Below are 7,731 nucleotides of genomic sequence, written 5' to 3'. Positions count from 1 at the left end.
GAGGTGGGCCGGGACGATCGCCTGCCGGAGGGAGGGCCCGAGCACCATCGTGGCGCCCATGCCGGCCCCGCAGACGGCGAGCGCAAGCCCGGCCAGGTACGGGTTCGGGGCAGCGGCGAGTCCCAGGATGGCGAGTCCCTCGACGGCGGCCGTGCAGGTCAGTGCGGTGCCGGTGCCGAGGCGTCGGCCAAGGTAGGAGGCGATGCCCGCACCGAGCAGACCGCCGGTGGCCTCCGCCGTCAGGAGCAGACCGAAGCCGTAGGTGTCGATGCCGAGGCGGTCGTGCGCGAAGAGGGCGAGGACGGTCTCGACAGCGAGGAAGGCGACGTTCCCGACCGCCGGGCGGAGCGCGAGCCCGAGCAGCAGCCGGTCCCGGAAGACGTACGAGGCCCCGGCCCGTGCCTGCAGAAGCAGCGACTCGCGGACCTCGGGCACGGGCCGGGGCATGGCGGGCAGCGTACGTACGAGCAGTGCGGAGAGCATGAACGACACCGCGTCGGCGAGCAGCGGAACCGCCCGCCCCAGTGCGAGCAGCGCACTGCCCGCAGGCGGCCCCGCGAAGCCGGACATGGCGGTCTGGGCGCCGCGCAATCGAGAGTTGGCTCGCTCCAGGAGTGCGGGATCGCGGCCGAGAAGATCCGGCAGGTAGGCCGTGGCGGCCGTGTCGAAGAAGAGTCCGCCGAGGCCGAGCAGGAAGGCGACGGCCGCGAGCAGCGGAATGCTCAGCACGTCGAGCGCCGCCGCTGCCGCCGGTATCGCGAGCAGCACCGCACGCGCCGCGTCCATGACCCACATCGTGCGCCGGCGGTCCCAGCGGTCCACCAGCGCACCGCCGAGCACCCCGAAGAGCAGCCACGGCAGCGTACCGGCAGCCGTGACGACGGCGAGCGCCATCGGATCCCGCGTCAACGTCAACGCGATCAGCGGCAGCGCGGCATGCGACACCCCGTCACCGAACGAGGACACCGTCTGCGCGGTCCACAGGCGCCCGAACCCGGTCGGCAACTTCCGTACCTCTGAGGTCACTTGGCGTTCCCCCCGGCCTGCGCGCGCGGTGCCGGGTGGAACAGAGCGAAGACGAGTGACGCGTCCGGCAGGGACGGATCGGACAGCTCCCGGTACTCGTCCGCCAGAGCCTGCAACCGTGCCCCCAGATCCGCGAACTGCTCCTCCGTGAGCCGCAGATGCGCCATCCGCACGTGCCGCTCGCCGTCCACCGGCGACGCCTCCAGGTCCGCCACCGCATGCCGCATCAGCACATCCGGGCCCCCCTCGCCGGGGTCCGGCAGCTCGATCGACCGTGCGGCCATCGCGTAGTAACGCTCGGTGACACCCCGCACCTTCCGCGTCCGCACCACCTTCACCAGGCCGGCCCGCTCCAACAGCCGCACGTGATAGCTGGAACTCCCCTTCGCAAGGCCGACCCGCTCGGCGATCTGCGTAATCGTCGCCGGCTCGAAGCGGAGCATGGCCATGATCCGGTGGCGCGTGAGATTGGAGACGGCGCGCAGTTGCTCGTCCGTGGTGACGTGAAACGTCTCGGGGAGATCGTCGGTAGGCATGCGAGCAATGGTCAATGACTCTTGACCATTGGGCAAGGGGATATCGCGCGGAACTTCAGAAACTGCCGCCCGGCGCGCGAGACCTTCCGTCAAAGACCGTCGTGGGGAGGGCTGTTGGGCGGGGCGCAGGCGCTTCGCATCCGCAGAAGCCGGTCCGGCCGCTGTCCGCCCATCGGCGAACGGAACATCAGCAGCAGTCGGCCCAGGTCGTGCAGAGCCGGTCCCCGACTTCGGCGAGGCTTCCGGGCAGCGATGCAGCCAGTTCAAGGCCCCCTTTGTCAGTGGGGCGTGCGAGGCTCTGGTCGTGATCAAGGAACAGAACGAAGACCTGCTGGCCGGGCTGGATGACCTCGACTGGGCCGGCCTTCACCACGCCTACGGGAGTGCCGAAGACGTACCCGGGTAGCTGCGCCAGGTGTGCGGGGCCGACGACCAAGCCCGAGAGGATGCCTGGCGCCGACTCTTTTCGAACATCTTCCACCAGGGCACCCGCGACACCGCTTCTCCCCATGCCGTGCCCTTCCTCGCCCGCATCGCGATAGCCGGGCCCCTGCCTGCACGCCCCACCGCACTGCTCATGCTGACCCGGCTGGCGATCGACTGGCACGACGAGTACGACCTGCCCGACGGTATCGACACCGTCGCCTGGCGCGCGGTGGCTGCGGACTTCACACCGGAGAAGATGGTGGCCTGGTACGACGGCGAGCTCGCCGCCGCCGAAGACCCCGAAAGACGCCGATCCCTCCGGGAAGCACGAGCCTACTGCGCGGCGGGAGGAACCCCCGACAGCCGGGCAAGCGCCCTGGCCTCATACGACGCCGTCCGGGCCGAACTGCCCGCACTGTGCTGCCTCCTGGAGGATCCGGACCCCGTCATCCGTACCCGGACCGCCTACCTACTGGCCTGGTTCCCCGAGGAAGGCGCTCGCACCGTCCTCGCGCTCCTGGCGTGTCTGGAGCGCGAGGACGATTCCCGTGCCGCGGCCACTGTCCTGGTCGCGGCCGGGCTCGTGGGCGACCAGGCCTTGGTGGGCCGCCTCCGGCCGTGGCTCACCGCCCCGGATCCGCTCGTGCAGTGGGGGGCTGCCACCGCGCTGGCCCGTCTGGTCACAACCCGTCCGGACAGCGGCCCCGTCGACGAAAACCTGGTTTCCCAGATCCTCGGGAAACTGACGAGGGCCGCCGCGGCTCCGATGTCCGTGCCGGGGGTCGACTTCAACGACGGCAACCTCCAGGGGTACGCCGCTCGCTCACTCGCCCCGCTCGCCGTTCACGCGCCGGGTGACGTCCTGCCTGCGATCGTCAACGCCCTCGGCCCCACCGGCGCCCTCGTCGCAGAGGCCCTCACAGCCGCGCTCACGGGCGCGTTCCCCAGTCCAGAAGGGCATACGGGCGTTCCCTTCATCAGCCTCAGTAAATGCCGCCAGGACATCCTGCGGTTCGTCGTGGAGCACGGGCCGTGGGGCCAGTACGGCGCACCGATCGAACAGTGCCTCCGCGAGCTGAACCTGCCGGACAGCCAGCCGGAGCTGTGCGCGTACACCCAGTCCACGACCGACGATCCTTCGTCGTGCAGCCCGCGAACCGACCGCCGGTCGTGATGTTCACTGGCACAGAGCCGGGGGCACCTGGAGCCGATACTCCGCCGGACCCGCGGAGAACTGACGACACGAGATCGGCGGCACGGGTGTCCGTGCCGCCGCCCTCCCGCGGTATGTCCGGCGTCAGTTGGTGAAGTAGAAGTACTGTCAGGCGCCGTAGATCGTGGTGTTCACGCGCGCCCGAGGCGGGATTCACGTATGCGCGTCACCTTCGGACCGAGATTGCGATGTGTCGGTCGGATTCGACGTCACCCGCAGGCGGTCCAACACCTCGGCCAAGGTGAGCAGGAGGGGCGGTTCCGCGGGCAAGCGCGGCAGCCCCGGCCCCTGCTCATGAAGTGAAGTCGGCGAGGTATGCCAGCCCTGCCAGTAGTCCCGCGTAGGCCAGGACCAGCAGCAGACTGAAGACGATCAGGACCCAACCGGTCACGATGCCGAGCAGCGCGACGCCGCGGTCGCGTCCGCCCAGGCGCTTTGCCCGCCGGCGGCCGAGGTGTCCGGCGGGGATCGCGACAACGCCGAACACGAACACCAGGAACGTGTACCACCCGCCGTACAGCAGCCACAACATCGGCGTCATGAAGACGCCCACGATCAGACCGGCACCCAGAAAGGCGGCCCAGATGCTGACCCGAGCAGGTGTGTTGCGCGTCGCGCCCGCCGCATCGGTGTCCTTGACGGCTTCGGTCACGTCGATTCCCCCTGGCTGGTACCTGCGAGCCACCCTACGAGAGCGGCCTGCCCGAGCGGCACGGGGCATATGCATGCGCGCCGCTCTACTCGGTGGTCCTGTGTTGCCAAGGGCCCGCACCTGCCGGCCGACCGTCGCTGACGTCAGTGAGCCAAGCCTGGCCTCGGGATCGTTCCTTCCGTTGACGCCGACTAGATACTGAGTGTAGATACTGAGGTATGACTGTCCCTCTGGCGCTCCTCGGACTCCTTGAACGGGAGTCGAGCCACGGCTACGACCTCAAGCGCGACTACGACACCTATTTCGGCCGGGGCAAACCGCTGCCCGCCGGGCAGGTCTACTCGACCCTGGGACGCCTCGCCCGCGACGGGAAGGTCGAGATCGGCGAGACCGGGCCGGGTTCGGGGCCTGACCGCAAGCGTTACGTGATCACCGAACTGGGGGTCACACAGGTCGAGAGCTGGCTGACCGAGCCGGTCGCGGGTGAACCACACCTGCAGACGGTGCTGTTCACCAAGGTCGTACTGGCGGTGCTGCTCGAGCGTGACCCCCGCGTGTACCTCGACATCCAGCGCGCCGCCCACATGGAGCGGATGCGGGAGCTGACCGAACTGCGCCGGACCGGCAGCACGATCGACTCGCTGCTGGCCGATCACGGCGTATTCCACCTGGAGGCCGATCTGCGGTGGATGGACCAGACCGTGGCACGGCTCGCCGCTCTGACAGCGGAGGTGCGCTCATGAGTTCGGACGACGGTTTCCTCGTGGAAGCGCGGGATGCTGTCCTGTCGTTCGGGAAGACGCCCGCGCTGCAGGGTGCGAACCTCTGCGCCCGTGCCGGGGAGATCCTCGCCGTCACCGGCCCGAGCGGCTCCGGCAAGTCCACGCTGCTGCACTGCCTGGCCGGGATCCTCGTACCCGACTCCGGCGAGATCTGGTTCGACGGCCGCCGCATCGACACCCTGGACGAGCCCGAACGCAGCACACTGCGCCGGGACCGGTTCGGCTTCGTCTTCCAGTTCGGTCAGCTCGTCCCCGAGCTGACCGCCGAGGAGAACGTCGCCCTGCCGCTGCTGCTCGCCAAGTCCCGCAGGGCGAGCGCGCTGGCCGAGGCTCGATCGTGGTTCGGGCGGCTCGGCCTGGACGGCCTCGAGGGGCGCCGGTCCGGCGAACTCTCCGGCGGACAGGCGCAGCGTGTCGCATTGGCGCGCGCCCTGGTCTCCCGGCCCCAGGTGCTCTTCGCCGACGAGCCGACCGGATCGCTCGACTCGCTCACCGGCGAGCACGTGATGGACCTGCTGGTCGCCTCTGTAAAGGAGGAGGGCACCACCGTCGTCCTTGTCACCCACGAGCCGCGGGTGGCCGCCTACGCGAAGCGCGAAGTCATCGTCCGCGACGGCAAGGTGACGCCGCTGTTCGTCGAACGGCTCACCTCGTGATCCGCCTCGGCCTGCGCCTCACCGTGAGCGGCGGCAGGGAGGCCGCCGCCCGCCTGGCCGTCATCGTGGCCGCCGTCGCCCTCGGCGTCGGATTGCTGCTGAGCATCCTCGCGGCCATCAACGCCACGGCCACCCAAAACAGCCGCAACGCCTGGCTCAACACCGGCTCCGGCACGAGCACCTCGAGCCAGTCGGCGGCGAAGGCGAACACCGACCCGCTGTGGTGGTTGCTCAGGGCGGACCACTTCGACGGTAAAACCATCGGCCGCGTCGATGTCGCCGCCACCGGCCCGAACTCCCCGGTCCCACCGGGCCTTTCACGCCTCCCCGGACCGGGCGAGTTCTACGCCTCACCGGCCCTCAGCAGGCTCCTGCACTCCACCCCGGCCGCCGAACTCGCCGACCGCTATCCCGGCCGCCAGATCGGCACGGTCGGCAACGCGGCGCTCCCCGGCCCCGACTCCCTGCTCGTCGTCGTCGGCCACCGCCCCGACCAGCTCGCGAAGCAGCACGACGCCACCCGGGTCACGTCGATCACCACCGTCGCCCCCAGCAGCTGCAACGGCACGAACTGCACGGTCAGAGCGGGCATCGACGACAGAGGCATCAAGCTCATCCTCTCTGTCGCGGGCACCGCCCTGATCTTCCCCGTCCTCATCCTCATCGGCACGGCCACCCGGCTGGCAGCCGCCCGCCGCGAGCAGCGCTTCGCCGCCATGCGCCTGGTGGGCGCCACTCCGCGGCAGATCTCCATGATTTCGGCCGTCGAATCCACGGTCGCCGCGGTCATCGGCACGGCCGTCGGCTTCGGCCTCTTCTACTTATTGCGTACGCAGTTGGCGGCGGTCGACCTCACGAGTACGCCGTACTTCGCCGACGACCTCACGCTGCGGACCGGCGACATCCTGCTCGTCGCCGTCGCCGTCCCGGTGGGAGCCGCCGTCGCCGCCCGGATCGCCCTGCGCCGCGTGCAGGTCTCCCCGCTCGGCGTAACCCGGCGCATCACGCCACGCCCGCCGCGGGCCTACCGGCTGATTCCCCTGGCCGCCGGCATCGCCGAACTCTCGTACACCATCGGCCGGGTGCCCAGGAGCACCAACGGCCAGATCTTGGTTTTCGTCCCGGGAATCCTGCTGGTCCTGACCGGACTCGTCATCGCCGGCCCCTGGCTGACCATGGCCGGCGCCCGCTTCCTGGCCCGGCAGACCAGCCGCCCAGCGCTGCTCGTCGCGGGCCGACGACTCGCGGACGACCCGAAGGCCGGCTTCCGCGCGGTCAGCGGGCTGGTCCTCGCGCTGTGCGTCACCAGCGCCGCCGTCGGCATCATCGGCTCGCTGAACGCCGAGCGCAGCATCCCGCAGGCCGACCGGACGGTCGCCGGCGCCCTGGACGCCAACTACGCCCAAGGCTTCGACTCCGCCACCGGGCGCCGGATCGGCAGCGTGGCCCCGCTCTCGAAGGCCGCGCTCGGCGACCTGAACTCGGTACCGGGCGTCACAGGCGTACTGATGATCCACTCGAACCCGCTCGGCACCACGGACCCGGCCTATCAAGGCTCCGTGACCCCGCCGGTGGCCGGCCTGGCCTCGTGCACCGAGCTCGCGAAGATGCCCGCCCACGCCGCGTGCGCCGCCGGGGCCCGAGCGGCGTCGGTCACCCAGAACTACGGCAGCTTCGGCACGTACTCCTGGCAGCACTGGCCCACGGCATGGCCCGCCGCCGACATCTCAGGGGAGCGCCTCGCGCGCCTCCCGGTCCAGGAGATCGTCGTGGCCACCAACGGCTCGACCTCGGCAATCGAACGCGCGCGCACCATCCTCACGAACACCTATCCCGACCGCGACATCCCTTTGACCGTCCGCGAGGACCATGCCCAAAGCGGCGCACAGCTCGCCGGATACCAGCAACTGGCCAACGTCGTCATCCTGGTCAGCTTCCCCATCGCCGGCTGCAGCCTGGCGGTGAGCGTGGCCGGTGGGCTGCGCGACCGCAAGCGCCCCTTCAGCCTGCTGCGGCTGACGGGCACACAGCTAGGCGTGCTGCGCCGGGTGGTGCTTCTGGAAAGCGCGGTCCCGCTCCTTGTGGTCGCCGTGGTCGCCATCGGAATGGGCTTCCTGGCTGCCCAACTGTTCGTACAGGCACAGTTCAGCTACTCGATCCGGGCACCGGGAATCCAGTACTACGCCACCGTGCTCACCGGGCTCGTCGCCTCACTCGGCGTCATCGCATCCACGATGCCGCTGCTCAGGCGGATCACGGGACCGGAAACGGCACGCAACGAATAGCAGGGACGACGACGGCTCGGACCGGCCGACCGCAGCCGGCTCGAGCCGTTCGTCGTTCAGGGTCAGCTGGATCGTGGTGCGGGCGGCCCGTCTCGGACGCCGTCCGCCTGTCGACGTGGCCGACCACGGCTTCTCGAGCCCGCCCGGGCTCCTGC

7 protein-coding genes are annotated in these 7,731 nt (G+C 70.2%); 4 read left to right on the top strand and 3 right to left on the bottom strand.

The window, feature by feature from the left end; translation table 11 throughout:
• Together JF597_RS49475 and JF597_RS49470 are read right to left on the bottom strand one after the other, a co-directional pair.
• Positions 1-1,026: MFS transporter (locus tag JF597_RS49475; protein ID WP_294012578.1), on the bottom strand; the 1,026-nt coding region annotated here is incomplete at its 3' end.
• The gene (locus tag JF597_RS49470; RefSeq protein ID WP_294012575.1) at positions 1,023-1,562 is read right to left on the bottom strand and encodes a transcriptional regulator; all 540 of its coding nucleotides are present in this window, start codon (positions 1,560-1,562) and stop codon (positions 1,023-1,025) included. The genes JF597_RS49475 and JF597_RS49470, both read right to left, overlap by 4 nt.
• A 514-nt stretch (positions 1,563-2,076) precedes the next feature.
• Here JF597_RS49470 and JF597_RS49465 point away from each other — a divergent pair.
• Positions 2,077-3,162: a HEAT repeat domain-containing protein gene (locus JF597_RS49465; RefSeq protein ID WP_294012572.1), complete on the top strand. Its 1,086-nt coding sequence runs from the start codon at positions 2,077-2,079 to the stop codon at positions 3,160-3,162.
• Between the two features lie 331 nt (positions 3,163-3,493).
• Here the strand turns inward: JF597_RS49465 and JF597_RS49460 are convergent, their stop codons facing one another.
• Positions 3,494-3,853: a DUF4190 domain-containing protein gene (locus JF597_RS49460; protein ID WP_294012569.1), complete on the bottom strand. Its 360-nt coding sequence runs from the start codon at positions 3,851-3,853 to the stop codon at positions 3,494-3,496.
• A 218-nt stretch (positions 3,854-4,071) separates the two neighbouring features.
• Between JF597_RS49460 and JF597_RS49455 the strand changes: the two genes are divergently transcribed.
• The 3 genes from JF597_RS49455 to JF597_RS49445 are packed head-to-tail and all read left to right on the top strand — an operon-like array spanning position 4,072 to position 7,576.
• A complete protein-coding gene (locus JF597_RS49455; RefSeq protein WP_069762004.1) occupies positions 4,072-4,596 on the top strand; it encodes a PadR family transcriptional regulator in 525 nt (174 codons plus the stop codon).
• Positions 4,593-5,291 (top strand): ABC transporter ATP-binding protein, encoded by a 699-nt coding sequence (locus JF597_RS49450; RefSeq protein WP_294012564.1) that lies wholly within the window; start codon positions 4,593-4,595, stop codon positions 5,289-5,291. Before JF597_RS49455 ends, JF597_RS49450 begins: the two co-directional genes overlap by 4 nt.
• Positions 5,288-7,576, top strand: coding sequence for an FtsX-like permease family protein (locus JF597_RS49445; protein ID WP_294012562.1), 2,289 nt, complete (start codon positions 5,288-5,290; stop codon positions 7,574-7,576). The genes JF597_RS49450 and JF597_RS49445 overlap by 4 nt, the downstream gene beginning before the upstream one ends.
• The last annotated feature ends 155 nt before the right edge of the window (positions 7,577-7,731 follow it).

This window comes from Streptomyces sp. (assembly GCF_019510245.1).
Taxonomy (GTDB): domain Bacteria; phylum Actinomycetota; class Actinomycetes; order Streptomycetales; family Streptomycetaceae; genus Streptomyces.
Note: the sequence above shows the minus strand (reverse complement) of the source record. Positions and strands in the feature narration are given on the sequence as shown.

What these genes read in the sequence shown, in the direction of transcription:
- JF597_RS49450 (WP_294012564.1), top strand. Translation starts at nt 4,593, where the DNA reads ATGAGTTCGGACGACGGTTTCCTCGTGGAAGCGCGGGATGCTGTCCTG.
- JF597_RS49455 (WP_069762004.1), top strand. Translation starts at nt 4,072, where the DNA reads ATGACTGTCCCTCTGGCGCTCCTCGGACTCCTTGAACGGGAGTCGAGC.
- JF597_RS49470 (WP_294012575.1), bottom strand. Translation starts at nt 1,562, where the DNA reads ATGCCTACCGACGATCTCCCCGAGACGTTTCACGTCACCACGGACGAG.